General features: G+C 55.3%; 29 protein-coding genes and 1 riboswitch. Of the genes, 9 read left to right on the forward strand and 20 right to left on the reverse strand.

Features of this window, described 5'->3' with window-relative positions; genetic code table 11:
- Together nagB and nagA are read left to right on the forward strand one after the other, a co-directional pair.
- A complete protein-coding gene (nagB, locus tag ACH6EH_RS13720; protein WP_397332721.1) occupies positions 1-729 on the forward strand; it encodes a glucosamine-6-phosphate deaminase in 729 nt (242 codons plus the stop codon).
- Complete coding sequence (nagA, locus tag ACH6EH_RS13725; protein WP_397332722.1) at positions 726-1,907, forward strand: N-acetylglucosamine-6-phosphate deacetylase; 1,182 nt, start codon at positions 726-728, stop codon at positions 1,905-1,907. Before nagB ends, nagA begins: the two co-directional genes overlap by 4 nt.
- An 87-nt stretch (positions 1,908-1,994) precedes the next feature.
- On the opposite strand, the gene ACH6EH_RS13730 is transcribed toward nagA, so the two are convergent.
- The 17 genes from ACH6EH_RS13730 to ACH6EH_RS13810 form a co-directional block, all read right to left on the reverse strand.
- Complete coding sequence (locus tag ACH6EH_RS13730; protein ID WP_397332723.1) at positions 1,995-2,981, reverse strand: YhcN/YlaJ family sporulation lipoprotein; 987 nt, start codon at positions 2,979-2,981, stop codon at positions 1,995-1,997.
- Positions 2,982-3,203: 222 nt separating this feature from the next.
- Positions 3,204-4,151 carry an NAD-dependent epimerase/dehydratase family protein gene (locus ACH6EH_RS13735; protein ID WP_397332724.1) on the reverse strand — a complete coding sequence of 316 codons (948 nt, stop codon included), beginning with the start codon at positions 4,149-4,151 and terminating at the stop codon, positions 3,204-3,206.
- Positions 4,133-4,957: an SDR family oxidoreductase gene (locus ACH6EH_RS13740; RefSeq protein ID WP_397332725.1), complete on the reverse strand. Its 825-nt coding sequence runs from the start codon at positions 4,955-4,957 to the stop codon at positions 4,133-4,135. Before ACH6EH_RS13740 ends, ACH6EH_RS13735 begins: the two co-directional genes overlap by 19 nt.
- Positions 4,954-5,940: a polysaccharide biosynthesis protein gene (locus ACH6EH_RS13745; RefSeq protein ID WP_138224997.1), complete on the reverse strand. Its 987-nt coding sequence runs from the start codon at positions 5,938-5,940 to the stop codon at positions 4,954-4,956. Before ACH6EH_RS13745 ends, ACH6EH_RS13740 begins: the two co-directional genes overlap by 4 nt.
- The gene (wecB, locus tag ACH6EH_RS13750) at positions 5,933-7,021 is read right to left on the reverse strand and encodes a non-hydrolyzing UDP-N-acetylglucosamine 2-epimerase (RefSeq protein WP_397332726.1); all 1,089 of its coding nucleotides are present in this window, start codon (positions 7,019-7,021) and stop codon (positions 5,933-5,935) included. The genes ACH6EH_RS13745 and wecB overlap by 8 nt, the downstream gene beginning before the upstream one ends.
- A gap of 58 nt (positions 7,022-7,079) precedes the next feature.
- Positions 7,080-8,462 (reverse strand): glycosyltransferase family 4 protein, encoded by a 1,383-nt coding sequence (locus ACH6EH_RS13755; protein WP_397332727.1) that lies wholly within the window; start codon positions 8,460-8,462, stop codon positions 7,080-7,082.
- Positions 8,463-8,624: 162 nt separating this feature from the next.
- Entirely contained in the window at positions 8,625-9,743 is a 1,119-nt protein-coding gene (locus ACH6EH_RS13760; protein ID WP_397332728.1) for a CgeB family protein, read from the reverse strand.
- A 35-nt stretch (positions 9,744-9,778) separates the two neighbouring features.
- Entirely contained in the window at positions 9,779-10,879 is a 1,101-nt protein-coding gene (locus ACH6EH_RS13765; protein ID WP_397332729.1) for a CgeB family protein, read from the reverse strand.
- A 198-nt stretch (positions 10,880-11,077) separates the two neighbouring features.
- Entirely contained in the window at positions 11,078-11,383 is a 306-nt protein-coding gene (locus ACH6EH_RS13770; RefSeq protein ID WP_138224984.1) for a hypothetical protein, read from the reverse strand.
- Positions 11,384-11,387: 4 nt separating this feature from the next.
- A complete protein-coding gene (locus tag ACH6EH_RS13775) occupies positions 11,388-11,681 on the reverse strand; it encodes a hypothetical protein (RefSeq protein ID WP_397332730.1) in 294 nt (97 codons plus the stop codon).
- Positions 11,678-11,989: an alpha-helical endospore appendage domain-containing protein gene (locus tag ACH6EH_RS13780; protein WP_397332731.1), complete on the reverse strand. Its 312-nt coding sequence runs from the start codon at positions 11,987-11,989 to the stop codon at positions 11,678-11,680. The genes ACH6EH_RS13775 and ACH6EH_RS13780 overlap by 4 nt, the downstream gene beginning before the upstream one ends.
- Positions 11,990-12,035: 46 nt before the next feature.
- Positions 12,036-12,374 (reverse strand): nucleoside-diphosphate sugar epimerase, encoded by a 339-nt coding sequence (locus tag ACH6EH_RS13785; RefSeq protein ID WP_397332732.1) that lies wholly within the window; start codon positions 12,372-12,374, stop codon positions 12,036-12,038.
- Between the two features lie 95 nt (positions 12,375-12,469).
- The gene (locus tag ACH6EH_RS13790; RefSeq protein WP_397332733.1) at positions 12,470-13,201 is read right to left on the reverse strand and encodes a sugar phosphate nucleotidyltransferase; all 732 of its coding nucleotides are present in this window, start codon (positions 13,199-13,201) and stop codon (positions 12,470-12,472) included.
- 17 nt (positions 13,202-13,218) lie between these two features.
- Complete coding sequence (locus ACH6EH_RS13795; protein WP_397332793.1) at positions 13,219-13,962, reverse strand: glycosyltransferase family 2 protein; 744 nt, start codon at positions 13,960-13,962, stop codon at positions 13,219-13,221.
- A 5-nt stretch (positions 13,963-13,967) separates the two neighbouring features.
- A complete protein-coding gene (locus ACH6EH_RS13800) occupies positions 13,968-14,885 on the reverse strand; it encodes a glycosyltransferase (protein WP_397332735.1) in 918 nt (305 codons plus the stop codon).
- 2 nt (positions 14,886-14,887) lie between these two features.
- The gene (locus ACH6EH_RS13805) at positions 14,888-15,709 is read right to left on the reverse strand and encodes a glycosyltransferase family 2 protein (RefSeq protein WP_397332736.1); all 822 of its coding nucleotides are present in this window, start codon (positions 15,707-15,709) and stop codon (positions 14,888-14,890) included.
- A 74-nt stretch (positions 15,710-15,783) separates the two neighbouring features.
- The gene (locus ACH6EH_RS13810) at positions 15,784-16,920 is read right to left on the reverse strand and encodes a glycosyltransferase family 4 protein (protein ID WP_397332737.1); all 1,137 of its coding nucleotides are present in this window, start codon (positions 16,918-16,920) and stop codon (positions 15,784-15,786) included.
- Positions 16,921-17,078: 158 nt separating this feature from the next.
- Between ACH6EH_RS13810 and ACH6EH_RS13815 the strand changes: the two genes are divergently transcribed.
- Positions 17,079-18,185, forward strand: coding sequence for a YheC/YheD family endospore coat-associated protein (locus ACH6EH_RS13815; RefSeq protein WP_397332738.1), 1,107 nt, complete (start codon positions 17,079-17,081; stop codon positions 18,183-18,185).
- A 111-nt stretch (positions 18,186-18,296) separates the two neighbouring features.
- On the opposite strand, the gene ACH6EH_RS13820 is transcribed toward ACH6EH_RS13815, so the two are convergent.
- From ACH6EH_RS13820 to ACH6EH_RS13830, 3 genes are all read right to left on the reverse strand, one after another.
- Entirely contained in the window at positions 18,297-18,695 is a 399-nt protein-coding gene (locus ACH6EH_RS13820) for a helix-turn-helix transcriptional regulator (protein WP_397332739.1), read from the reverse strand.
- Between the two features lie 186 nt (positions 18,696-18,881).
- A complete protein-coding gene (locus ACH6EH_RS13825) occupies positions 18,882-19,550 on the reverse strand; it encodes a hypothetical protein (RefSeq protein ID WP_397332740.1) in 669 nt (222 codons plus the stop codon).
- A gap of 288 nt (positions 19,551-19,838) precedes the next feature.
- On the reverse strand, positions 19,839-19,982 hold the full coding sequence (locus tag ACH6EH_RS13830) for a hypothetical protein (protein ID WP_175415218.1): 144 nt from the start codon (positions 19,980-19,982) through the stop codon (positions 19,839-19,841).
- Positions 19,983-20,211: 229 nt separating this feature from the next.
- Here ACH6EH_RS13830 and ACH6EH_RS13835 point away from each other — a divergent pair, with 229 nt between their 5' ends.
- From ACH6EH_RS13835 to queF, 6 genes are all read left to right on the forward strand, one after another.
- Positions 20,212-20,664 (forward strand): DUF1631 domain-containing protein, encoded by a 453-nt coding sequence (locus ACH6EH_RS13835; protein ID WP_138224964.1) that lies wholly within the window; start codon positions 20,212-20,214, stop codon positions 20,662-20,664.
- A 13-nt stretch (positions 20,665-20,677) separates the two neighbouring features.
- Positions 20,678-21,382: an AIM24 family protein gene (locus ACH6EH_RS13840; protein ID WP_138224962.1), complete on the forward strand. Its 705-nt coding sequence runs from the start codon at positions 20,678-20,680 to the stop codon at positions 21,380-21,382.
- Positions 21,383-21,467: 85 nt separating this feature from the next.
- Positions 21,468-21,511: riboswitch (PreQ1 riboswitch) on the forward strand.
- Positions 21,512-21,631: 120 nt separating this feature from the next.
- A complete protein-coding gene (queC, locus tag ACH6EH_RS13845; RefSeq protein ID WP_397332741.1) occupies positions 21,632-22,309 on the forward strand; it encodes a 7-cyano-7-deazaguanine synthase QueC in 678 nt (225 codons plus the stop codon).
- Positions 22,306-22,797: a 6-carboxytetrahydropterin synthase QueD gene (gene queD, locus ACH6EH_RS13850; RefSeq protein WP_138224958.1), complete on the forward strand. Its 492-nt coding sequence runs from the start codon at positions 22,306-22,308 to the stop codon at positions 22,795-22,797. The genes queC and queD overlap by 4 nt, the downstream gene beginning before the upstream one ends.
- Positions 22,790-23,569, forward strand: a complete 780-nt coding sequence (gene queE, locus ACH6EH_RS13855) for a 7-carboxy-7-deazaguanine synthase QueE (protein ID WP_397332743.1) — start codon at positions 22,790-22,792, stop codon at positions 23,567-23,569. The genes queD and queE overlap by 8 nt, the downstream gene beginning before the upstream one ends.
- Before the next feature lie 35 nt (positions 23,570-23,604).
- Entirely contained in the window at positions 23,605-24,102 is a 498-nt protein-coding gene (gene queF, locus ACH6EH_RS13860) for a preQ(1) synthase (protein ID WP_397332744.1), read from the forward strand.
- The last annotated feature ends 26 nt before the right edge of the window (positions 24,103-24,128 follow it).

The raw sequence follows: 24,128 nt of genomic DNA on the forward strand, positions 1-24,128 counted from the left end.
ATGAACATTTACACCCTAGACAGTGAAGAAGCCTTCGTCCAAACCGCTGCCGGTTTGATTACCGCGCTGGTCACCAGCCGCCCCCGCGCCAAGCTGGGGCTTGCAACAGGCAGCACCCCGGTCGGTCTGTACGCCAAGCTGGTCGATATGCACAGACAGGGTCTGGTTAGCTTCGCCGGTGTCACTACATACAACCTGGATGAGTATGTCGGTCTCCCGGAGCAGCACTCCGAAAGCTACCGCACCTTTATGAACGAGAAGCTGTTCAAGCATGTGGACATCTCCCTGCAGCAGACCCACGTCCCTAACGGCAATGCGGCTGACCTGGAGCAGGAATGCCTGCGCTATGACCGGATGCTTGAGGAGAACGGCCCTGTAGACCTGCAGCTGCTTGGCATTGGCCATAACGGGCATATCGGCTTCAACGAGCCGGGTAATCATCTGATCGGGGGGACTCATGTCGTTCCGCTGAAAGAAGAAACACGAGTAGCGAATGCGAGATTCTTCGATTCTCTGGATGAGGTTCCTACCCACGCCATTACGATGGGTGCAGCCACTATTATGAAGTCACGCCAAATTCTGCTGCTGATCCGGGGAGCGGACAAAGCGGAGATTGCCCGCCAAGCGCTGACCGGACCCATCACCACGGATTGCCCTGCTTCCTTGCTTCAGTGCCATCCCAATGTCGTCGTGCTTCTGGACGAAGGCGCCGGGAGATTCTTCCGATGAGCCGCTCCCCACAGAGTACGCTGTTATACGGCAGCGTCATAACTCCTGGCGGACTGATTCCAGACGGGGCTGTCGCCATGCAAGGAGAGCAGATTGTATATGCCGGTCCCGCATCCGGTCTGCCTTCTGTTCTGGAGCAGGAGGCTGAGCAGGTGATTAGGCGGAAGGGAGGCTATATTATGCCCGGCTTTGTGGATATCCACGTTCACGGCGGCAGCGGCGAAGACTTCATGGAGGCGGATATCGAAGGCCTGAACGCGATCACCTCCTTCCACTGCTCGCAGGGCACGACCTCCATGCTCGCCACGACCATGACAGCTCCTAAACATGCCATTGATGCTGTGCTTCAAAACATACAGCAATATCGAAGCTCAACGATGCCGTACGCCCGGCTGGAGGGTGTTCATCTGGAGGGACCCTTCATAAGTCCCCAGTGGCCGGGAGCACAAAATCCGGAGCACATTGTTCCCGCTAGCATTGTCTGGCTGGAGGAATGGCAGCAGAACTTCCCCGGGCTGGTGAAGCTGATGACCCTCGCTCCAGAGCGGGACGGCGCCCTCGAAGCCATATCCTGGCTGAAGGAGCACGGTATTGTGGCTGCGCTGGGTCACACCGACGCCACGTATGAGCAGGTGCAGCGTGCGGTGGATGCCGGCCTTTCCCACGGGGTCCACACCTTTAATGCCATGACCGGACTGCATCACCGCAAGCCGGGTACAGCCGGGGCTCTGCTCGGCGACGATCGCCTCAGCGCTGAAATTATTGCGGACGGTATTCACGTCCATCCGGCAGCCGTCTCCATTCTGGCACGACTGAAGCCGGCAGATGGCCTTATTCTTGTGACCGATGCCGTGTCTGCAGCCGGTATGCCGGATGGCGAATATATGCTGGGCGGCCTGCAGACTATTGTTGAGAAGGGAATCGCTACCTTAAAGTCCAACAGCAACAGTCTGGCCGGAAGCACCCTGACCATGATTCAAGGCTTCCAATATCTCGTAAAAAAGGTCGGCCTCAGCATTCAGCAGGCCTCGGCTGCTGCAAGCTTCAATCCCGCGAAGGTCATCGGCATTGACGATAGAACCGGCTCCCTGGCCAAAGGGCTGCTGGCCGATGTACTGCTCCTGAACGACCAACTGGACCTGGAAGCGGTATGGGTTCAGGGCAGCCGCAAATATTAATAGGGCTGTGCACAAAAGCTCCTGCCGATTCCTTTCGGCAGGAGCTTTTTTAAGCATAAAGAGATGAAAATAATGACAAGCTAGGACTTATCGGTTCGTGCCGCTGTTGCCTGTGTTATACATGCCGTTTGAGGTACCGTCATTATTCAGAATACCGTTATCCCGACCGTTCATGTTCATCGGGAACAGACGATTGATGAACGCGCCCAAATCCTCTGTCATGTTGCCAACGACATTGCCGTCTCCTTGATCTCCGTTACCCATCATTCCGTTGCCGGCATAGCCTTCAGAGCGGTCAAAGAAATCGGCATCGTCAGATACGTATACCTGCTCACATTGAGGAGCCGTTTTCTGAACGGTGCTGTTGATCAGGCTCCGGATATTTTGCGGCACTTGATTGTCACCCATACCCATGCCCATATCGTTGTCTGTATTCATGGCTCCATAGCGGCCGCGGTTGCCCATTGTCGCTCCGTTGCTGCCCATCATATGATTGTCGCCGGAGTTGTCGCCCATGGTGTTCCCACCGCCTGTGCCGTAGCTGCCATATCCTGCACTACGCCCGAGACCTGTATTGTTATCCAGCGTGCCGCGCGGATCACTCATGCCTCGCAGCAGACCTGCAGTCCCGGTACCGGATGCCCCGTACAAGCCGTCTGTACGGCCGTTGGTTCCGGTGTTGCTGCGCCCTGTCATGCTGTCCATGCGATCTGTCATGCCGCTAGTGCCGCCCATGCGGCCGTTCATGCCATTCATGCCGGACTCGCCATCCAGGGATAAGGAGACATAAGCGTTATTTTTCGTAACGAATACGCGTGCGTCACCCACACCATTGATCTTGGACACCTTCTCGGAGAGCACCTTGCTGTATTTCAGGTTGGAGAGGTCATGCTGCATGCCGTTGCGGCCATTGTTCAAGATGCGGCTGTCCCCGATGCGTCCATTATCGTTCGTGCTGATATTGTGCGCCTTGGTGGAGTTGCCGTCGTTCATGTTGCCACAGCCTGCCAAACCGGCCACGCTTGTGATTAAAGCCGCCGACAAGGTCAGGCTAAGGGCTTTGGATTTCATCATCAATTCATCCTCCATCTCTGTTATAGGTGTGCTGACAAGGTATAGGATGACCGATGGGACGAGGCGGTATGCTGAAAGGTTTTGGATGCACCAAAGACGCATGAGGATGAAAAGCAAGCACCTCCGGCAAAAGGCAAACAGACCGCCGAGGGATCAGCAGTCTGCCGTCTTCCAATTATGGTTAATGTCATGCGACACTGCCCCTTGCAAGGGGCGAGCTTGTTATCGCGAGGATTCCGTGACAGCTCGTGCATAGGCCAAAATATCATCCAGGCTCTTCTCCATTTCAATTCCAGGACGCCAGCCCAGCTCTGATATTGACTGAGAGCGTACAGTCTCACTTTGGGGGGGAGCGGGGGCGTTGTCTGTCTCACTGCCCCACTGCACAGGTACGCTGCCGCGAGCTTTACATAACAGCCGCTCTGCAACCTCGCCCAAAGTCCACTCCTGCTCTCCGGTTACAGGATATACTTCTCCCGGTGCACCGGATAACAGCAGCTTCTCATAAGCTGAAACCGCGTCTCTGACGTCCAGAAATCGACGAACTGCTCCTCTGGAGGAGATGGTAAACGGAGCTTTACCTTCCATAGTACCAAGCTCGCAGCGGGCAATATGCTTTGCCAGCAGCATGCAAAAGCCTGTGGATTCCCCAGGACCGATTAGATTCGAAGGCTCAGCGATCATCACAGGCAGATCATATAAGGCGGACCAGGCCTCTGCGACCCAGCTTCCTACGCTCTTGCTAAGGCTGTAAGGATGCGGCACAGAGCGGGCTCCCTGGGCAGGATCCACTCCCAGCCTGGAGCCCGCCAGCAGCAGCCTGCCGTCCGGCCTGAATTCACGCATCGCCTCCATGAGATATACCGGCGCCATCACATTAGCTTCCATATGCCCGGCCGGATCGCGCCAGGAATCCGGCACTGCGTTCCTACCGGCTACATGCAGAACATAATGAGGTCTGATCCTGTCAATCAGCTGGCGGACCTGCTCCCGGTCAGTCAGCTCACACTCTGCCGCCTTCACGCCCGGAAGGAGCGAAGCCGGCGGAGTCTTGCGCACTGCCGCTGTAACGGCCCAGCCGAGGTCATGGAAATGCTGACACGCATGCCTGCCGGTAAAGCCTGCAGCTCCGGTCACCAACAAAGCAGGCTTCAACCCCTTTGCTGCCATTGCCGCAGCTCCCTCAGCATGTCAGGATATGAGGGGAGAGAATAATCCACGTCTTCCCGAGTTGAGATCAGCGTTCGATCCTGCACCATGTCATCGTCAGGCTCGATGAGGGTATCTTCTTTGTTCCATAGATCCTTAAACAGCTGCAGCAGCTCATACTTGCTAAGCGGCTCGGGATGAGCCAGGTGGATTAAGCCTCCAAGGTCCGAGCCGATGAAGTGGTGAATCGCTTTGGCCAGCTCCAGCGTGGTGACACCGTTCCACCAGACGTTCCGATATCCGGAAACCTTGCCCTCCTGCCTCATAAACCATTCGAACAGACCAATGCCACCGGAGCGAATTTCCGGTCCAATGATGGAGGTCCGGATCGTGAGGTGCTCCGGATGTGAGACCTCCCCCAGCGCCTTGGTCAGGGCATAGACGGAGGTACCGTCCGGGGTATCCTTTTCCTGGTATCCTCCCCGGCTGCCCGAGAATACACAATCCGTGCTAATATGAATCAGGCGCGCTGAAATGGCATCTGCCATATGACGCAGGCGGTGGGGCAGAAATCCGTTAATATGGTAGGCGTTAATTTTGTCCTGCTCTGCGAACTGGTTCAGTACGCCGACCGCATTGATGATAACCTCCGGCGAGACAGCGCGAACGATCTTCTCCACCGTGCCGATATCTCCCGCATCCAGCAGCAGGCCGTCCTCACTCCTGCGGTCCCGTGTCGTGTAAAACACATGATGGCCGTGCCTGCGGAAATAATCTACAAGCACATGGCCAGCCATGCCATTCCCTCCCAGCACCAGCATTTTCATGACAAAAATCCTCCGCGCTGCAAAATGTCCCGAATTTCCTGCTTGCTCATCAGATTAAATTCCGAGCTAAAGCTCTTGAACGCAACCTTCGGCTTGCTGGCGTAATGAGACTGAATGCCGGGAATATCCAGTGTCGGAAGGATGACCAAATACTGATCATCATAAGCTACGGTTGTCAGGCTCTCGAAATCGCTCATCAGTATTTCGTGAATTTTCTCCCCTGGACGCACTCCTGTCTCTACCAGCTTGATGCCCTGCTTCTGGGAATGCTCAATCAGCACCTCGGCTAAATCCGAAATTTTACACGTCGGCATCATCATCACGAAAATTTCTCCGCCAACGCTTTCGATTGAAGCCTTGAACAGCAGGGAGATGGCGTCCTTCAGCGTCAGGAAGAATCTCGTCATCCCAAGATCGGTAATGCGGATCTGCCCCTTCTGGTTAATCTGGTTAATAAACAGATGCACCACACTGCCATTCGTACCAAGCACATTCCCGCCCCGGACGCATACGAATTTCGTGTCCGGACTGAGCAGGTTGGCATACACGATCAGCTTTTCGCCGATCGCCTTGGTCATACCGTAGAAGTTGGAAGGATTCGCGGCCTTATCTGTCGAGATATAGATGACCTTTTTCACTTTATTCTCAATGGCGGCCTCGATCACGTGCTGCGTGCCGACCACATTCGTCTTCAGCGCCTCATACGGGTGCTCTTCACATACCGGCACATGCTTGAGCGCCGCCAGATGGAACACATAATCGACGCCCTGACAGGCGGCGCTTAACGCCTCCTTATCCCGGATATCTCCAATCCGAAAGGTTAGCCGCTGATCCTCGAATTCACGGTCCATTGCGACCTGAGTCGCCTCGCTTCTGGAGAATACGATAATCTGCTTCGGATTTTGCGGCAGCAGCTGGCTGATCAATTCATGTCCCCAAGAGCCTGTGCCGCCCGTAACCAGAATACGTTGATTATTAAACATTCACTTTCCCTCCAACCACATATTTTACGACGGTGTGCGACACATGCTCCGTCAAATACCCTTCCGGACAAACCCAATCCGGCTTCAGCTCTGTCATCAGCTTCACCGCATCATGGATACGGTCTGCATCTACACCGGAGACGATGTTGCTGCCGCAGTCTACCGTCTCGGGACGCTCTGTCGTCCGCCTAACCGTTACGGTAGGCACGTGCAGAATGCAGCATTCCTCCTGAACGGTGCCGCTGTCGGTAATCGCGCATCTGGCATCCTGCTCCAGACGGACAAAATCGAAAAATCCGAACGGCTCATGAAACTCCACCAGCGGGTGCATGACTGTGCCGGCCGCCTTCAGCCTGGAGGCTGTACGGGGATGAAGGCTGCAAATCAACCGCTGTCCGTACGTCTCGGCTACCCGGTTCAAGCCGGCCAAAATTTCACGCAGCGGCTCGGGGCGGTCCACATTTTCGGACCGGTGCACGGTGACCAGGAAATATTGCTTTGGCGTCAGGGACAGCCTCTGCAGCACCTGGCTCTCATGAATTTGCTTCTCGTAATGCTTCATCACTTCATAGATTGGATTGCCGGTCAAGACGATCCGCTGGCTGGGAACACCCTCGCGCAGCAAATGCTTTCGGCTATACTCGGTGTAAGGCATATTAATAGAAGAAACGGCATCAATAACCTTCCGGTTCTTCTCTTCCGGCACGTTCAAATCGAAGCAGCGATTCCCGGCTTCCATATGCACAACGGGATACCCCATCCGTTCCGCCAGAACGGCGCACAGTGCACTGTTCGTATCTCCCAGCAGCAGCACAGTGTCCGGCTGCTCCGCCTCCAGAATTTCTTCCATTCGGCTGAACATCAGAGACAGCTGACCTCCCAGCGAGGCCTGGCGGTCCTGAAGCACGTAGTCCGGATTTCGAAGACCAAGCTCCGAGAAGAACACCTGGCTCAGACCTGCGGTAAAATTCTGACCGGTATGAACGAGCACATGACGCTCTGCAAAACGGTCCAATAGAGGAATAATCAAGCTCAGCCGGATAATTTCAGGCCGGGTTCCTAGAATCGTTAAGACTTTCATCTGCGGGTGTGCTCCTTATCATCGTAGTCCGGGGCTGACCCATGGACAGCGCCCGGCTTCAGCCGCGCCTTAGCCTGCTTCGCTTGTCTGTCCGCGGCAAGCTTTTGTGCCGGCTGCGCGTCCGGCTGGAGGCTGCAGTCAACCGGCGGCGACGGGCTTTGGCACGTACACGAAGCGACCTCCGGCTCCTGCCTCGTTTGACCGGCACCGCCCGCGCGCTGCTTTTTCTTCGTTCGGCCCCCTTCTGGAAGCCTAGAGGTCTCTCCAGCACCCAGCGGCTGATAAGCTCCTGCAGCCGCATGCGGTACATTTGCGGACCGAATATACCCAGGACATTGCCCCGGCTGCATTCTCCTAAAGCCCGGCACGATGCGGCATCCTCCAGCAGACCTTGCACCGCATCCGCCAGTGCACCGGGATTTCCCGGCTCGGCCAGCAGCGCCGGGCTCCCTGCCGCCTCCAGCAGCTCCTTTAACCCGCCGTGGGCATAAGCAACGACCGGCTTGCCATGTACCATACCCTCCAGAGCAGTCAGTCCAAAGCCTTCCGGCACCCGGCTTGGCACCACAAGAATATCGAGGGCGCTGTACACCGGCTCTAACTGCTCCTGACTGCCTGTGATGAGAAAACGCTCCGCAGCGCCAGCCTCGGTTATCCGGGCCTGGAGCTGAGCATAGTACTCCTCCTGCAATACGCTGCCGACAATCCAGAACCTGGCTTGCGGGTTACGCTCCTTCAAAGCGATTCCCATCTCGACGAAATCCGCGATCCCTTTATTCGGAACGAGAAAGGAAGAGACGACACCGATCAGCGGCATCCCGGCATCTACGCCGAGTGCAGCGCGCCGTTGCTCCCGAAGCTCAGTCCAGGCTGCAGGGTGCAGCTCCTCTTCCTTCCAGGAAGGGTACAGCACGAAGCACTTGGAGCTTCGTACAGGTTCACTAAAGCACTGGACCACGGATTGAGAGATCCCGAGAATCCAGTCGCTAAAGGTATCAATGAGCGCTGCCGATTCCTGCAGAAATCCGTTATCCATCATCACCTCGTTCAGCTTCCAGATGACCGGGATGCCCAGTGCCTTTCCGGCAGCTGCCGGAAGGTAATGAACACAGGTATTGGTCAGAATAAGATCTGGCGCTTCCTTCGCCATCCAGCGGACCAGCCTCCGGTAGACCGGCTTTGTTCTCATCCGCCGGGCCTCCTCTTTCAATTGCGGCGAAGGCGTATACACGCTGTACAGCAGTGGAAGGGGCCAGATTCTAACAGGAACGCCAGACTCCCGGGCCAAGGCGGTGAGACGCCCCTCTCCCGGAGCCACCAGCACACAGTCAAAGTACGGCAGCAATTCCCGGCAAAAAAACAGCAGCAGCTTTTCCGCACCGGTAATGCTGTCAGGATTGGATAAGTGAGAAAACAATAGCAGCTTCGGCTTTGAGCTCATAACCATCCATCACACTCTGCCGCTTGCGATACTCGCGCAGGGTGCGAACTTCACCTCCTCCGGACCCAGTTGGTACAATATATTACAAGGACAGCGGCGGTGTAACGACGCTTGTTCCCCTCCATTCAACCATTTCAGGCGGCGACAGCTTCATGTCGCCGGCTATGCAAAAATCACCGACAGCATCCGTTCCAGCCGGTGGGCGTACGTATGCTCTTTCAGCGTCCGCTCCAGTCCCCGCAGCGCGATTTCTTTGCGAAGCGGCTCGTTGGCCACATAATAGGCGATTTTCTCCAGCAGCTCAGCCGGAGACCGAAAGGTATCCATCTCCACGCCGGGCGTGTAGAAGCTGGCCAGATCCTCCCGCTCATCACAGAGCTGAAGCGTTCCACAGGCGCCGATTTCAAAGGTGCGCGGGTTCGGAGAAGACGCTGGAATGCGATTGGCATTTTGATTAATAGCAGCGTCGTCAAAAGCCCGATGCAGGTTCACGACGATCTTGGCACTGTTATAGACGTCTGCGGTCTCCGCCGGTCCCATCCATTTATTCATTTCAATCCTTGTGCCATATCGACTGTAGCCCGGAAGCCGTTCCCACCAGTTCCCGTTAATGTGCATATCAAATTTCATCAACTCATCCATAATCGGACTGAAAAATTCAATCCGCTTCGGGTAGGCCGTCCCGATAAAGCTCACCTGCCTGCGGAAGGCAGTCGGCTTTGGAATCGGGCGGTAATGACCGGGATAAGCGGCAAACGGAAGGTAGGCAACCCGCGGGCAGCCCAGATTTTGATAGTAAGCCACACAATTTTTTTCTAAGGTAAAAACGTAATCATAATGCATGACCCAGCCTGCCGACATATCTGCATAGTAGGGATCATCCGTCATCCATACGGCGGTAGGGATGCCCATGCTGCGAACCTGGTCTACCTGATCCGTCGGTAAAAACATCCCGTCCAGCACAATCATCACATCCGGAAGGCATCCGGCCGCTGCGGAAGCGACATCCGCTCTGGAATCCGAGAGGGTAACCTGCCGGACCATGCTCTGCAGGGTCGCAAACACTGCTTCATCGATCGGCGAATACGGATAGCCTTTACCGGACGCAACATACAGCACGTGGACGTCCCGCATTGCCGGCGTAAAGTGGCTGCGCTGCGTGTACGCCTGCTGCTTGCCTCGAAAATATCCTTCCTCATAGCCCTCGCGCTGCCCCGCCTCCCGGCCCTGAAGATAGGCTAGAGCTCCCGGAGGCTGCGGGGAAGGCATTTTGTTACGCATGATCACCACTCTCCCTCTTTCCTGAAGGTTTCAACTCATGGCTGCACAGCCTGCGCCAGAATCTCCAGAAGCTGAGGCAGCCTGTGCTTATACGTGTGCCGGGACCAGGTCGTCCGGAGCCCGCGTACTGCAATATCCAGCCGCTCCTGCTCCCGGGATAAATAATGCTCCAGCTTGTGCTGCAGCTCTCTAGCATCGCGGAACGTCTCGATGTCCACGCCCGGCTCGTAATAGTGATACAAATCCTCGCGGATATCGGTGAGCTGCAGTGTTCCACAAGCGCTGATCTCAAAGGTCCGAGGATTAATGGACCTGCCCGGCAGACCCAGGCTGTTCCGGTTATCGTCTCCGATCCCTGCAGGCCGGTGAAGATTGATGACAATTTTCGCGCCATTATAATACTTTGCCGTTTCCGCTGGTGGAATGAATCCGCTTTTTATACAGGGCGACAGCTGTTTGTAACGCGTCAATCGCTCCCAGAACCCGCCGATAATGCGGACTTTTTTGCCGGATAAATACGGGGCCAGCTCATCAAACAGCGCAGCCCGGTTACGAAAGGCATTGCCGATAAAGCAAATATCAGACTGATAATCCGCCCCTGCCGGGATCGGGGCAAAGATGCCGGGATGCACCGCCAGCGGCATATAGTGCACCCGCTCCACACCTAATGAACGATACAGCTCGGCACAGCTCAGCTCGTGGGTGAACACCAGATCATAGTGCCGGCACAGCACAGACGTCTCCTCCGTAAAATAAGGATCATCCACAAACCACACGGCGGTTGTGATGCCAAGAGAGGAGACCTCCTCCAGCTGCATCGTCCAGTCCTTCGGAAACACATGCAGCCCGTTCATGACCAGAATGACGTCTGGTCTTTCCTTGCGGGCAGCCTCCAGCATGCCCTCCGGACTCACCTGAATCCATTCTCTCACCATCGTGCTGAGAGCGGCTTCGATGCCGGCATCAATCGACTCAAAGCCTTGGGGAATGTACATGAGCTTTAGATCCAGCTGAGGCGGTGCCGGGTCGGGAATCCGGTCTGTAACCGCCCGGCACAAGCCCAGCCGGTATCCTTCCAGAAAGCCCTCCCTATAATGCTGCTTCCTCCGGTCTGCTTGCTTGAGTCTCTGCTTCATCCGCTTCACCCTGCTTCATTGAATTCCTATACCAAAACGGTTCCATAAACTATATGCCGGCAGGACGGATGCATCATGGACGGATGTCCACAGCCGCCGGAAATTGGCGGATGCCCGCTTCTGCGGAGCCCGCAAGCAGCAAAAAAAGAGCCGGGGAAGACTTTCCACACAGCTCTTTACGTTCAAAAAAAGCAATTTTTATACCTTCAGCCCGTCTTCATAGCCCTTGGCAAATCCGGAGTTAAAGCCTTCATCATAGGCCTGGGCATAGCCGGTTGCATAAGTCGGGTTGAACGTCAGTCGGCTGAGTCTCTGCTTGACCGACTTGCTTCCCGGCCTCCTGCGGGCCTTACGGCGCAGCTTGGCACGGACGATCGACTTTTTAACAGCCAAGGTCCGTCTGACCTTCTTACTGCGCAAGGTCCCTGGTACACTGCGGCGGGACGGGGTTCGCCGTCCCGGCTTTCTCGCCCGGCCCGGACGCGCAGATCGGGATGTCTTCATGCCGTTACCTCCTACCATGTGGTCTGGTTTCCCGCCCGGCAATGCTGGCCAGCCAGACAGGAGCAGGTGCGCCCTCCTTCACCCGGTTAAAGGAGATCCCTGTCAGCATCTGAGACATGACTTCCTGATATTGGGTCAGCAGGCGAATATTCTCCGCAAGCTTCTTCACCGTCACATCGGAGAAGGAAGTCGACTCGGCAATCTGCTCCAGCATGTGGGCCAGCGCATGCTGACTGCGGGCGATTGAAGCGACGAGTTCTGCCTTGGCCTCCTGCTCCCGACGCGTTGAACGGCTCATTTCTCTGCATCCCCGAAATCAAAGCCTTCAAAGCCAGAGGCCTCCGAATCCTCGTCTCCTGCCTGCAGCACCGCTCTTAGGTTCCGGCACAGACCGGAGCTGATCCGCGTCAGGCCCTCGATCTGCTCTACAATCTGCTCATGGATCGCCAGCGGCTCCTGCAGGGTAACCACATTTCCGCCATAAGTAATGACCCACTGCTTCACCTTCTCCGCTTCCACCGCTTTGCCCGCCAGAATGAGCGCTGTCTCCCGCTGGATGGACACTGCGGCATCCAGCATCCGCATCAAAGAATCATTTCTGCTCATATACGCCTCCGCATGACTGCCTTGTGCCTTGGTAGGCCTGCCTGGATTATTCCTCGCTGTCCCCGCCCCGCAGCTCCTTCATGACCATCTCCAAATGATCCGCAGCCGCCTGCTGAAAATCAGCCATCACGTTCAAATAGGCTGCAATGCTGCCATTGACCTGCTGGATCTGTTGAATAAAGCCTTCTGCGGCATCATCGCTTTCCCGGCCCCCGGGCTTCCCTTCATTTCCGGCAACTCCAGACCGAGCACTCCAGTCATCCGGCATACCATGTACCACTTGAGCCATCCGCACGGCGGCATGGCGCTGGGCCTCCAGGATCCGCGCCATTTGCTGCTGCGAATGGGACAGATGGTTCATAAGCTCGTCAATCTTCTGCTCCATGCAGGCACCTCCCATCTATGGACAATAGCACCGGTACGGTACGGGTTTCTCATTTAACATATGCACGACGGGCAGAACCGGTTCCGAACTCAGTCTTACAGCGTCACATTTTTCATCATCAACGAAGCCTCCGCCAGGGATTCAAACGTGCCGGCATCACACCACCACTGTGTCAGCACATCATACTCAAGCCTGCCTTCACCCGCATACAGATTGTTCACATCGGTAATTTCCAGCTCTCCGCGCGCCGAGGGATGGATGCGTTCAATCCATTGGAACACCGCATCATCGTACATGTAGATGCCTGTCACGGCATATTGACTTTGCGGCTGCTGCGGCTTCTCTTCAATCCGGTCAATCTTCGAGCTCTGCTCTCCGTTGAAGACAGGAACCCCGTAACGATGCGGGTCTTTTACCGGACTGAGCAGCACCCGTGCGCTGCCTGCCGGCTGCTTGTTGAAGTTTCGAAGATAGGTCTGCAGATCATCCAGAAACAGGTTATCTCCCAGCAGCATCACAAACTTTTCCCCCGGCAAAATAAAGCCCTTTGCCAGCTCCAGCGCCTCGGCAATGCCGCCGGCCTGCTCCTGAACTCGGTAGGTCAGGCGCACTCCATGCTTGAGTCCATTCTCAAAATATTCAGCGTATAATCCCAGTGATCTAGCGCCTGTAATGAGCAGTACCTCTGTAATGCCTGCAAGGCGGAGTCGGTCGATGCCATAGGCAATCATCGGATACCGGCCTACCGGCAAGAGGTGCTTGTTCATCAGCTTCGTCAAAGGCGCAAGCCGGGTGCCGTTTCCGCCAGCCAGCAGCACTCCCTTCATCTTCACCATCGCCTCCATCAGGTTATGAATGTGCGGGGATCACAGCCCCATTTTTGTATAAACCGCTTCCGGTTCCGGGCAATTAAAGCCCGCATTCCCCGGGGGTAACGCCGCCGAAAGCTGGCGCTCCCCTCATGATGCACGAGAACATCTCCGGCCAGAATCAGGCGGTAGCCCTTCTTTCGCGCTCTGTAGCAGTAATCGTCATCTTCATAATGGCCTGGTGAGAAGCCTTCATCGAGCAGGCCAATGCTCTGTGCAACCTCCCGTTTGAACAAAAAGCATAATCCGACAATCCGCTGCACTTCGCGCCACCGCGCGGGATTACTCCGGTTGTGGCTCTCTGCCTCCACAAGAAAGCCCTCGCGGTCCTTATAGCTCACCTTCACCTGCTGGATGCCGCTCGCATAATTGGTGACCGGACCGGCGATGCCATATTCGGGCCGGCTGTATAAGGCCTGTGTCAGCAGAGACAGCCAGCGCGGGGAGACAAGAACGTCGTTATTGAGCAGCAGCAGCGAGTCGCCCCGGGCAGCGCGCAGACCATAATTGCAAGCGGCGGGGAAGCCCAGATTCTGCGGCAGTGAGATCAGGAAGAGCCCCTCCTGTAAGCAATATTCACAGGTGCCGTCCCGGGAGCCATTGTCAACCACAATGATCTCGTAGGCTGTGTCGGTATATGTCCGAATATGCTCTACACAAGAGCGCAGCAGCTCCAGGCCATTGAAGGTAGGAATAATGATGCTCGTCAAGCGGGTCATACTGCTCATCGGCGGTTCCTCCTGGCGGCGAGCACTTTGCGGGAAGGCGGCGCCAGGGTTAGCGACGGACCAAGTCTTTCCATCATGCTGCCCAGCGCCTCCAGATAGTCACCGATGAGGATCTCCTCTGCAAGGGAGGACTCAGACATGTCCATGCCCTTCTCTGATCCTTTTGTGGACTCCGGTGCCAGCGGGGCAGCGCTGACAGCCCTGATCTTCAGTCCCCCGGCCAAAGCCAATCCATGCGCCTTGGCCGGGGTCGCGAGACGGAAGCTTCCCATACACTGAATGGCCCGCCGGCTGAGCGCGTGCGGCAGCTCAGTAAGCGAGCTGGCATTCAGATCCTCCCGACCCATGATCCGATTCAGAAAGCTTCGGACACGCATTTCCCGGCTTTGATACTTGAAAGCCGGAAGCCGCCCGGAAAGATCCTGAAGCACGACATCCGCACCTTGGCTGCAGGCCTCTATATAAAGGGCCAGCTCCTCTTCCGTCACGATCCGATCTCCAGGCATGAACATGACAATCTCTCCTGTGCTGACCTCCGCACCCAAGACATGTGCTGCCCCCGCAGACAAGATGTCCGGCTGATTAATCACAATAGCCCCTTTACAGGAACGGGCGTGTTCGAAGGCTTGGGATTGACTTTCGTCCAGCACAATAATGACCTCATGCAGTGACATGGAGAGGAGGCTCTCCACCACTTCCGGTGCATAAGTCATTCCGTTTCCTACACCCACCACGGCAGAGACCCTGCGGTCCTCCTGCAGCTTTCGCTGCTCTATAGGAAGCTTGAGCGCATTGCCAGGCGGCCGCCTGCGAGCACAGCTTCTTCTCCTCCTTGCCTCTCTTCCTTTCGAAGGATGCAGCATCTCAGCAGCTCTTTTCAACCTCGATTTACGTTTGTGGCTTCTGGATTTCATGTTCATGTGACCACCTCAGTACGAGCTTTATCCTCTATAGCCGCGGCATCTAAGGAGGCTGGAAAGCCTCCCCGGCAGCCCTTGCTCCGAAGAAGTCTCTGTAAGGCTTCCAGATGATCACTCAGCACGAGCGCTTCCAGCGGATCACGGCCCTGAACCCGCCGAGGATTCATTCTTCCAACCTCAACCCGGTGCACCCGCTGCACCTGAAGCCCGGACATCATGGCAGCAGCCTGGGCACGGGGAGGCACCGAAAGGGCTGGCGCGGTAATGATTTCAAGTGCTTTTCGGCTAAGTGCATGCGGAACCGCCGTCATAGAAGCTCCAGCAAGCTCTGGCCGCCCCAGTGCAATGTTCAACACGTGCTTTGCCAGAATGACACGGTGCACGGGCTGCCGCTCTACCGGACCCTCATAGTCATTCAGGGCGACATCCACCCCGGTAGTGACAGCCTCTACGAAACGGCGCAGATCCTGGGACGGAATAACCATATCTCCATCGATAAATAACAGGACCTCCCCCCGCGCAGCCCCGGCACCGACGCTTCGCCCTACATCATGCCCCAGCGGGGTTCGAAACGTCAGCACCCTTGCCCCTGACGCCCGGGCGATTCTCGCCGTATGATCACTGCAGCCGTTGGCAACCACAATGATTTCTGTGTCACGGTGCACCTGTGCAGCTTCCCTGATGACTCTCGCAATGGTCGCAGACTCATTCATCGCTGGAATGATGACCGATACATACGGCCTCTGAACAGCAACCGTGTCGTCCTTCTTATGCCAAAGCTGCAGAGGCGCTTTGCGGCTTCTCCATCGCTTTACCATCTACATCCCTCTTTTTATGATGCGACATTTCATCTATCTTATGGTATGTCAGCAATGCAGCGCGGACACGGCTTCTATACCCGCTGCATCAGCTGCGCCCAGCGTGCGGCCGTCAGATCCCAGCGGAATTGGCGATGGCAACGCGCAAGCCCCGCTGCTCCCATACTTGCCCGCAGTGACTCATCGCCCAGAAGCCGGTTGATTGGAGCTACCAGCCCCCAGGGCAGGTTCTCGGGCGGAATCAGCAGCCCGCTGACGCCGTCCTCTACAACCTCAGGTATTCCTCCGGCCGCCGCCGCTACAATCGGGAGAGCTGTTGCCATAGCCTCCACATTAACCAGACCAAAGGCTTCCCGGGTAGAGGAGGGGACCACCATTACGTCACCCAGGGTGTACCAATGAGCCAGAGCCGGAAACGGAACAAAGGGCTGAAATGTGATCCAGGGAGCCACAGGCCGCGCGATCTGCTTCAGCCTCCGTACATAAGCGGTTTCGCGGTCGGAGCTATAGCCTGCACTGCCGATAATCAGGACATGTACATCCGGATGCACCGCAATAATGCCCGGCAGGGCCTCGATAATATGATGAACGCCCTTCTCCGGAATCAGTCGCCCGACAAAGAGAAGAATCTTCTTCCCCTCCCAGCCCCGCTGCGCCAGCTTCAGACCTCGCAGCGCTTCAACCGCCGGCGTAAACCGCGGCGTGAAGGCCTCTGGCCTGACGCCAAGGTGATTGACTACAATTTCCGGCGGCATTCGCCTAAAACCGGCTTCAATAAACTGTTTGAGATATCGGCTGTTCACGATAATGCGGTCCGCTTGACCCAGTGCAGCCTCGAACTGCCCCGGCTTCAGGCTGGGGGGACGAATGAAGGTGTTGGAATGCAGGTTCAGGACCATCTTGACACCCGGAAGCCTGGCCTTCAGCTTCTGTAGTATAAAGGGGCGATTGTTCACCTCCACTACCTCTGGCCTCCAGGACGTCAGGCCTCGAACCAAGGATTTATGATAGGAAGTAGCCGGCAGCCGGATGCAAGGAACTCCATGCACGTATCCTTTTAAGGGAAGCCCTCTTCCTCCGGTTCCATAGATACGGATGTCCAGCTCCTGACGGGCAAGCGGAACCACCTGTTCAATGACCCGTTCCACCGAGCTGCTTCTTGCTGAAGGAATGACGAAGGAACCCGGTGTAATGACTGCGACTTTTCTCATCCCGCAGCCTCCTTTCCTATTGCATATGGTGCCGCTCTGCTGCATGTCAAAGTGAAAAGATAGGCCCGTGAAATCCGGCACCCGTCCATCCCGAAGGGGCTTATCTCCCATACAATACAAGGAGATTACACCGAATTGATCAGGAGGGAGGCTGGTCCATGAAGCCGCAATATGTCGGTATACTGCTCAACAGCTCAGCGTATCTCGGAATTCCGGAAGGGTCTACAGGTACGGAATCTATTTCCTGCTACGAAGAAGCAGCCGCAGACCTGGGTCTTATCCCGTGCTTTTTCCGGATTACGGACATTGCGCTGGACACGTGCACCGTGCTTGCCTGGACGCCTGCTCGCTCAGGCTATGTACAGACAATCGTTCCGCTGCCCAAAGTGATTCACAACCGTTCTATACTCCAGCGGCCCACCCATAAAAAAATCATTGAGCACTTGATCACTTCAGGCATCTATGTCTTTAACGCCCATAATCGCTATGGAAAGGATCTTGTGCATCGCATGCTGGCAGAACAGCCGGAAACCCTGGCCTTACTGCCCCATACAGCCCCTGCCCGCCTTGGCTCCATTGCGCTAATGTTGAAAAAGCACCGCGATGTGATTGTAAAGCCCTGCAGCGGCAGCGTCGGACTTGGCATTATGCGGCTGCAGCGCGGCCGGCAGCATGACCGGTTTACCTATTCCACGTCCTCGCCGTCTGCAGCCGCCTGGCGTAGCGCACCTACCCGGCATGGACGCCTTCCAGCCCTGCTGCGCCGCCGAATTTCCCGGCAGCCCTTTCTCGTCCAGGAACGCATTCCGCTGGTAAAGTACGGCGGCAATCCCTATGACATCCGGATTACGGTTCAGCGGGGGGCGCAGGGGACCTGGGAGGTCACCGGCATGTTCGCCAGAACTACACCGCAAGGAACCTTTGTCTCAAACATTGCCCAAGGGGGCATTCCGCTTCCTATAGAAGGAGTGCTTAGAGATTCGTTCCCTGCCATTCCCGCTTGCCAGCTGGTGGAGCGGCTGGAGCACTTCGGTCTCCGGATTGCCGCAGCGCTGTCGCGCCATATGCCATACGCTGCCGATTTCGGCATTGACGCAGGCCTCGCGTCCGACGGACGCCTATTCTTTATAGAATGCAACGGCAGGGATCAGCGTTACGGATTTCGAAAAGCCGGGATGGATCAGGTGTGGAAGGACACCTACCGCAAGCCGATGGCCTTTGCCGCTTATTTGCTTCAGAAGCAGGCGTGGCCAGAGGATGAATAAATAAAAGCATGGCCGCACCAGGCTTTCTTTCCTGATGCGGCCATGCTTTTATCGTTGTTCCCGCCCGGCAGGCAGTCCTGTCGGAATGACAAGAGCACAGCGCCAGCAGCTCTATTGATCGGCATCCGGTTCTTCATCCCGTTCTCCGTAGATCTCCATCTTCTCTGTGCTTTGCTTATAAACCGCAGCCAGCACCTTCTCATAAGCGGTTTCAAAAGCCTCCGGCAGCCGAGGCTTCAGCTCATCGAGCAGAGGCAGGCTCTTGAAGAGCGCCTGAGCCTCTTCCTCTGTCAAGCCTAGTGGATACATCGCAAAATGCCCGATAAAGGTATATCCCTTTCCCCGTCCCATATGCATAATCGGTATATGCATACTACTCAGAGCATCCATGTCCCTATAGATCGTTCTTTCGCTGGTTCCACAGCGTTCAGCAAGCTCCCGGGCCAGTATGCCCGGCCTTGCCTGGACAAGCGTAATGATTTTCATGAGTCGGATCAGTCGGTCTGTCATATCCATTCTCCCTATCTTTCTAGTTAATTAGACTTAGTGAGTAAGTCTTTTGCTCTAGTCAATTCTACCTTTAGTAACTATTTCCCTTCTTCACCGACTATTTATATAGAACTTTTTACCTGTATAATATAATCTATTTTTAATACAAAAGTCCCTTAATTGCAAACTTTTCCCGTTCTATAGTCCCTAGGCCTGAAGTGTAACCGCATACGTTTCGCTCCATTGCCGGGCAAGCGCATACATCCATTCCGCTTCTTTAAGCAGCTCTGCATCGTTCCAGCGAAGCGCACAGAGCAGCATTTCATCAGCCCGCCTGCAGATCAGATCCTCGCCTTGACGGGCTTTCCCCCGCTCGAACAGCTTGAACGCGCGCTCTAGAAGAAGCGGGTTCTGCAGCATTCGAAGATATTTATCGACCTTTGTATCCATTGCGGGAACCAAGACGGACGTATGGTTGCTGAACTGCAGGTGCAGGCGCACCGCAGGCGTCATCACCTGCACCCAATAATCATCACGATAGCTCCAATACAGCTGCAGCACGGAATGCTGGCCGGAAGCCCTGCCCTCCAGCTGCAGCTGCAGGATGGCCTGCCTTTTCAAGTCATTTCGAAGAGAGCCGGCCGTCATCACAGCATAATCACGGTCCACCCATTGCAGCGGAGATCCCAAAGCTGTGATGAGCTGAACCCCGCGGTCAAGCTTGATATGTAGCTGAAGATTGGTCAGCCCTTTGCCCGCGCCTCTGCTTCTGCTCATGCCTGGCTGCTCCTGAAGCCCCCATTCTGCCAGTAAATAAAGCGGATAAAATCCGCCGGCTGCTATATGCTCTCTACTCCATTTATAATCTGTATACAAGCCAGACTGCACTTTCTCCACCTCTTTCCTCTTCTTTTAATACTGTACCAAGACGCATCGACAGCTTTCTGTCACGGAACATTTGTTCCTATGCCACTTTTTGCACTAGTGTTCCATTTCTCCCGAATTCTTCCCGTCGTTGACTCCCGATAAAAAAGAATGCTGTAGATATATACGCACCCTCTACTCGATCGGATTAGCTTTTGCTTGGTGTGAAAAACAGGCACTAAAAAGCCCGGGAGAACCTCCCGGGCCGTGATTGTGCTTATTCTGTTGTAAACGGCTTGGTTACATTGCAGCTTTCGGCTGCAGTGCAGCGGTGTAGCTGCTTTTGTCTACCGGAGCATATGTCGTCTTGTCGATCCACAAGCCGCTGCCTACCGGCTTTCCGTTCACGGTAATCATGATTTTCTTTACATTATTGTCATTCATTCCTGCTCATTCTCCTTTATAGGTACGGTTCTGTATATTTGAATAGATTATCTGCTTTCTTCAAAGGGCCTTGCTGGCTTGCACCTAATATACATACCCCTGGGAGCAAACACCGAAACAGGTTGCTGTGATGGTGCTCTGCTATAGAATCGGTTAATATATTGTAGAAACTTGTCGCGCATTTTAAAGGTATAATGTGGCTATCTACTTGAATGAAGGCGGTGATCCCATGGATAAGCCCCTGTTACAGAAGCTGACCCTGGCGCTCCCACTCCTGCTGGCCGCAGGCACATGGCTCCCGGGAGCTGTCGAGCGTGCAAGCGCCAATTTTTTCACAGATGCCTATCATAATATACAGCAGTTCACCGAGCTGCCCGGCGAAATTGACGAGCTGAAGAGCAGCTATCAGCAGTCGCTTGAAGAGCTCGATCAGGTGCGCGCCGACGCGGAGCTGTATCGCCAGCAGAACGAAGCGCTCGCCGAGCAGAACCGGCAGCTCAGCCTGATGGTCCAGCAGCTTCAACAGGCTGAGGACTCCAGACAGCGGGCCGAAGAAGCCCGGCAGCAGTCTGCTGCTCGAATCCGCACGACAGCCTACACCGCGGCAGGCCTGCTGGCCGGCTACTTCATTCTGACCCGGGCGCTCAGATACGGCATGCGCCGGACGAACCGCAGAGCATAAAGGAGGAACAGGCGTGAAGATCCGTTTGGAGGAAACCCCCGGAGGCGGAGCCGGACAAGCCGTTACCTTTTCACTACAGGAGGGCGATCTGGTTCATATTTTGCACCCGGAGCAGATCATCGCTTACCGCGGACCCTCCCACGGACGCCATGACCGCCTCATGAATGTAAAGGGCATCTACCGCAAGAAAAAGCTGCTGCGGGCCGACATGAGCGGCCCCTGTCAGTTCACAGCCGCACTTCCGGCAGGCATCGGAATGAGGGAGATCCCTCTGCAGGATCAGGAGGATATGCTGTATGATTTTCGCCATGTATTTTTTTACACGCAAGGCGTCAGCATGCAGTCCCGCTTCCTGAAGATCAAGAATATGTTCGTCACCCGGGATGCCATTAAGATGAAGTTCAGCGGGGAAGGAAGCATCGGGATTCTGACACAGGGCCCTGTCTGCCAGGTCAAGCTGCATCCGACAGAGCCGATTTATGTCGATGCCGGCAGCATGATTGCCTACCCCGAGAATGCACAGCTAGACCTGACCGTCTATGGCAACCATCTCGCCAGCCAGCATATGAATTATCACTGGAAGCTGACCGGGGAAGGATATGTCCTGTTTCAGGCCGGGAGGCAGAACAGCCGCCTGGCTGAAGAGATGAATGACGAGAGCGTCATCCGGAGATTTTTAAGGGAAGTCATTCCATTCGGCGGGGTATTTATCAAATAGGCGAGATCTGCTATAATACCACGAGCAAGGCTGCGATTATAAAGGTATAACCTTGCACCTAATTGAAGACAGTCCATGCCCTGGCATGGGAGAGGTTCGCGAACTCCCTCTATAAAAAACTATATAGCCTTTTTTTCCACTGCATGGAAAGGCTTGTTTTTTAATGGCTACAGTTCAAGAACTTCTCTTTCTTCCGTCCCGCCCTGGTGCTCAAGCCGGAGCTAACCTAGAAGAATGAGAGGTTTTTTTATGTTAAAGCAAGAGAAAGCGTTCGTCGTGTTCAGCGGCGGACAGGATAGCACGACCTGCCTGTTCTGGGCCAAGCAGCAATTTGCAGAGGTAGAAGCGGTCACGTTTGATTACGGGCAGCGACACCGTGATGAGATTGAATGTGCACAAAGCATCGCCCAAGAGCAGAATGTGAAGCACACGGTGCTTGATATGAGCCTACTGAACCAGCTGGCTCCCAATGCGCTGACCCGGAGCGAGATCCCGATTGAGGAAGGCGACAATGGACTGCCGACTACGTTTGTGGACGGCCGGAACCACCTGTTTCTGAGCTTTGCCGCTGTGCTGGCCAAACAGAACGGTGCCCGGCACCTGGTCACCGGCGTATGCGAAACGGACTTTAGCGGTTATCCCGACTGCAGAGACAGCTTCATTAAGTCGCTGAATGTAACGCTCAATCTGGCCATGGATTACCCCTTTGTCATTCATACTCCGCTCATGTGGCTGGATAAGGCCGACACCTGGGGACTCGCAGATGAGATGAACGTGCTGGAATATATCCGCAATAACACCCTGACCTGCTACAACGGCATCATCGGTGATGGCTGCGGAGAGTGTCCGGCCTGCAAGCTCCGCCGCGCCGGCCTGGAGCAGTATTTGAGCCGCAGAGACCCTGGAAATCAGGGGGTGACGTCATGAAGCATCAGCCCGGAACCTTTCGGATTGTAGAGCAGCTGCAGAAATATGGCGAGGACATTGGTGCCGGACAGCTTCGCTATCACCAGAAGCGCGTTCTGGTATCCAAGGAATTCACCTTTGATGCCGCCCATCATCTCCACGCCTATGAAGGCAAGTGCAAAAATTTGCACGGCCACACGTACAAAGTCGTATTCGGCATCTCCGGTACACCGGATCAAGTCGGAATCACCGTTGATTTCGGTCAGATCAAGGATATATGGAAGACGAAGATAGAGCCATACTTGGACCATCAATATTTGAATGAAACATTGCCGCCAATGAATACTACGGCAGAGAATATGGTCGTCTGGCTGTATGAGCAGATGGCTCTTGCACTCTCGTCCCAGGCTGCCTTCCAGCAGCAGGCCATGCGCACGGAATTCGTGCGGCTGTATGAGACGCCTACCAGCTACGCCGAGGTCAGACGGGAGTGGATGGAGGATGAGTAGCATGCTGGAAGCCTATAAGAACCAGACTTCTTCGGAAGCTGTCGTCCGTCCGGTGCCCGTTCTGGAGGTGTTCGGACCTACCGTGCAGGGCGAAGGCATGGTGATCGGCCGCAAAACGATGTTTGTCCGCACCGCAGGCTGCGATTATCGCTGCTCCTGGTGTGACTCCGCCTTCACGTGGGACGGCTCTGCCAAGGACAGCATTACCTTGTTGTCGCCCGAGGATATTTGGGAAGAGCTCTACCGTCTTGGCGGAGAACGGTTCGATCATGTGACCATCTCCGGCGGCAATCCCGCACTGCTGCCGCAGCTCGGTTCCCTGGTGGATCTCCTGCACAGCCGCGGCATTACCGTCGCTTTGGAGACGCAAGGCTCGCGCTGGCAGCCATGGCTATCTGACATCGACGAGATCACCCTGTCTCCTAAGCCTCCCAGCTCTCGAATGGATACCGACTGGGATATTCTGGATGACATTGTATCCCGATTATCTGCGCGAGAGCCCGGCCGAAGCTTCAGCCTGAAGGTTGTCGTCTTTGATGACCGGGATTTGTCTTATGCCAAAACCGTGCATGAGCGCTATCCCAATGTCCCCTTTTACATCCAGGCCGGAAATCCGGACGTCAGCACGACGAATCAGACAGCGCATGTCGCAGATTTACTGCTCCGCTATGAACAGCTGATTGAAGCCGTAATGGCTTCTGACCGGCTGAATGATGTACGCGTGCTTCCCCAGCTGCACACGCTGGTATGGAGCAACAAACGCGGCGTATAAATCACATCTATGGGATAGAAAGAGGTAGAATGAACATGGCTGGAAGACAGCATAATGAAATGGAAGACTTGACGCTTCTGGGCAATCAGGGAACTCGGTATACCTTTGAGTACGATCCCGGTATCCTGGAAACCTTCGAGAACAAGCACCCTTACCGGGACTACATGGTTAAATTCAACTGTCCCGAATTTACAAGCCTGTGCCCGATTACAGGACAGCCGGATTTCGCAACCCTATATATCAGCTATATTCCGGACATCAAAATGGTCGAGAGCAAAGCATTGAAGCTGTACCTGTTCAGCTTCCGCAACCATGGCGATTTCCATGAGGATTGTGTCAACATTATCATGAATGATCTGATCAAGCTGATGGATCCCCGCTACATTGAGGTATGGGGGAAATTCACGCCACGAGGCGGCATTTCGATCGATCCGTACTGCAACTACGGAAAGCCGGGTACCTCCTTCGAGCAGATGGCTGCCCACCGCTTGATGAATCATGACATGTATCCCGAAAAAATAGACAATCGCTAAACCTTGGAAAGCTTTCTCTGGTCCGA

The organism is Paenibacillus sp. JSM ZJ436 (genome assembly GCF_044383795.1).
Lineage (GTDB): Bacteria > Bacillota > Bacilli > Paenibacillales > Paenibacillaceae > Paenibacillus_AQ > Paenibacillus_AQ algicola.